Annotated in this window: 3 protein-coding genes; 2 read left to right on the forward strand and 1 reads right to left on the reverse strand. The window is 59.8% G+C overall.

What is annotated here, in order from left to right; all coding sequences use genetic code 11:
- Positions 1–59: 59 nt before the first annotated feature.
- Positions 60–485, reverse strand: coding sequence for a divergent PAP2 family protein (locus ASN89_RS25050; protein ID WP_046682306.1), 426 nt, complete (start codon positions 483–485; stop codon positions 60–62).
- Between the two features lie 247 nt (positions 486–732).
- Between ASN89_RS25050 and ASN89_RS25055 the strand changes: the two genes are divergently transcribed.
- The gene (locus tag ASN89_RS25055) at positions 733–1815 is read left to right on the forward strand and encodes a DUF475 domain-containing protein (protein WP_046682305.1); all 1083 of its coding nucleotides are present in this window, start codon (positions 733–735) and stop codon (positions 1813–1815) included.
- A 100-nt stretch (positions 1816–1915) separates the two neighbouring features.
- A partial coding sequence (locus tag ASN89_RS25060; RefSeq protein WP_058051148.1) for a TerD family protein occupies positions 1916–2453 on the forward strand: 538 nt, incomplete at its 3' end.

Here is a 2453-nt window from a genome sequence, read left to right on the forward strand (position 1 = left end):
CGCCCTGAAACGCAAAACCCCGCCATGAAGCGGGGTTTTGCGTTTCAGGGGAAAGATGCTTAGCGGGCAAACACGGTGTTGATCAGGAAACCGATCGCCACGCCCGTGCACAGGCCGCCGGCGATTTCCACCAGGGTATGGCCCATGCGCTCGCGCAAGGTCTTGTGCGCGGCGCTGGCCGCTTCCCCCGCCAGGCGGTTGATGGCGGCCGCCTGCTTGCCCACGTGCTGGCGCAGGCTGTTGGCGTCGATGATGACGATGAAGGCCAACGTCACGGCCACGCCGAAGGCGGGATGGCCGATGCCTTCGCGCAAGGCGATCAGGGTTGCCATGCTGGACACGACGGCACTATGGTTGCTGGGAAAGCCGCCATTGCCGACCAGGCCGAACGCCCATTGCCGCGTGCGGGCACTGTTGATCAGGAATTTGATCGGTCCGACCAGGATCCAGGCGATCAGGGGCGTGACGAGGTAAGCGATATCCACGGGGTATTCCTTCTTATATATATGTAGAGAGTGTGTCTGGGGCTGCGGCAGCCAGACAGGCGCGCCGCAATTATCGCAGATCATCTGCGCCAGCAGAACTGTCCTTCGCCAGGCCATAAAAACGCCGCCGCTGGCGGCGATCATATAAAATCATGGCATATACAACAATTGACGTATATCAACACTGAGTGCGGCGCGCACAGCGGCGCGGATAATCAAACGTCTTCATACTTGCAACGGGGTCCTCATGCGGCATTTCAGAATTTCCTTTTTAGTCACTTTTATCCTGATGGCGGTGTCGGGCTGGTGGGGTTACAGCCATGGCGGCATGGCCGGCATGATCCAGGCACTGTGGATCACGGGCGTGCTGGGCATCATGGAAGTGTCGCTGTCGTTCGACAATGCCGTGGTCAACGCCTCGGTCTTGCGCCACTGGAATGAGTTCTGGCAAAAACTGTTTTTGACGGTCGGTATCCTCGTGGCCGTCTTCGGCATGCGGCTGCTGTTCCCGCTCGTCATCGTATCGGTGGCCACGGGCCTGGGCCTGGTCGACGTGTGGACCATGGCCACCACGACGCCCGATGTGTATGCCAAGCACCTGACGGACAACCATGCGCAAGTGGCGGCCTTCGGCGGCGCCTTTTTGCTGCTGGTGTTCCTGAACTTCCTGTTCGACGACGAAAAGGAATTGCACTGGCTGGGCTGGGCCGAGGAAAAAGTCAACGCGCTGGGCACCGAAAGCCTGGCCGTGCTGATCACCATGGGCGCCGTGGCCGCTTGCGTGGCGATGGGTCCCGTGGAAGAGAAGTACAGCGTGCTGGCGTCGGGCATCGTCGGCATCGCCGTCTACATCGGCGTGAACTGGATAAGCGGCTTGCTGGAAGAAGGCGAGCCGGACTTGCAGGATGATGCGGAAGAAGGCGCCGCGCCAGCCAGAAACGGCAATGGCGACTTGGTAAAAACGGTGGCGCGCGGCAGCATCGGCGGCTTCCTGTACCTGGAAGTGCTGGACGCTTCGTTCAGCTTTGACGGCGTGATCGGCGCGTTCGCCATCACCAACGACGTCGTCATCATCATGCTGGGCCTGGCCATCGGCGCCATGTTCGTGCGCTCGATGACGGTCTTCCTCGTGCACAAGGGTACCCTGGACGAATTCGTCTACCTCGAGCACGGCGCCCATTATGCGATCGGCATCCTCGCATTGATCATGCTGGCGTCCGTCAAGTACCATATTCCGGAGTGGTTCACGGGCCTGTCGGGCGTGGCCTTCATCCTGGTCTCGCTGTGGTCATCGCTGCGTTATCGCAAACGGCACGCGGCAGAAGCTTGAAATCGGGGGTTACGCCCCCAATTGAGAGAGTAATGGCACGAGCGCCTGGCGCTCATCCCATGAAGGCATGTTTGAGTTTAATTACTAAAAGGAGCACCACATGGCAATCAGTTTGCAAAAAGGCGGCAACGTCAACCTGAGCAAGGAAGCACCGAACCTGAAGAAGATCATCGTCGGCCTCGGCTGGGATCCTCGTTCGACGGACGGCGCCACCTTCGACCTTGACGGTAGTGCTTTCCTCCTGAAAAGCGACGGCAAAGTCCGTGGCGACTCTGACTTCATCTTCTACAACAACCTGAAGTCGACCGACGGTTCCGTCGTCCACACGGGCGACAACACCACGGGCGAAGGCGAAGGCGACGATGAGCGCATCGAAATCGACCTGACCCGCGTACCAGCCGACATCGACCGCGTCAGCATCACCGTCACCATTCACGACGCCGACGCGCGCCGCCAGAACTTCGGCATGGTATCGAAAGCCTTCATCCGCTGCCTGAACGCGGAAGGCGAAAAAGAAATCGCCCGCTACGACCTGTCCGAAGACAGCTCGACGGAAACGGCGATGATCTTTGGCGAAATCTACCGCTACAACGGCGAATGGAAGTTCAAGGCCATCGGCCAGGGCTTCAACGGCGGCC

It is taken from the genome of Janthinobacterium sp. Ant5-2-1 (genome assembly GCF_001445815.1).
GTDB classification, from domain to species: Bacteria; Pseudomonadota; Gammaproteobacteria; order Burkholderiales; family Burkholderiaceae_D; genus Janthinobacterium; species Janthinobacterium lividum_E.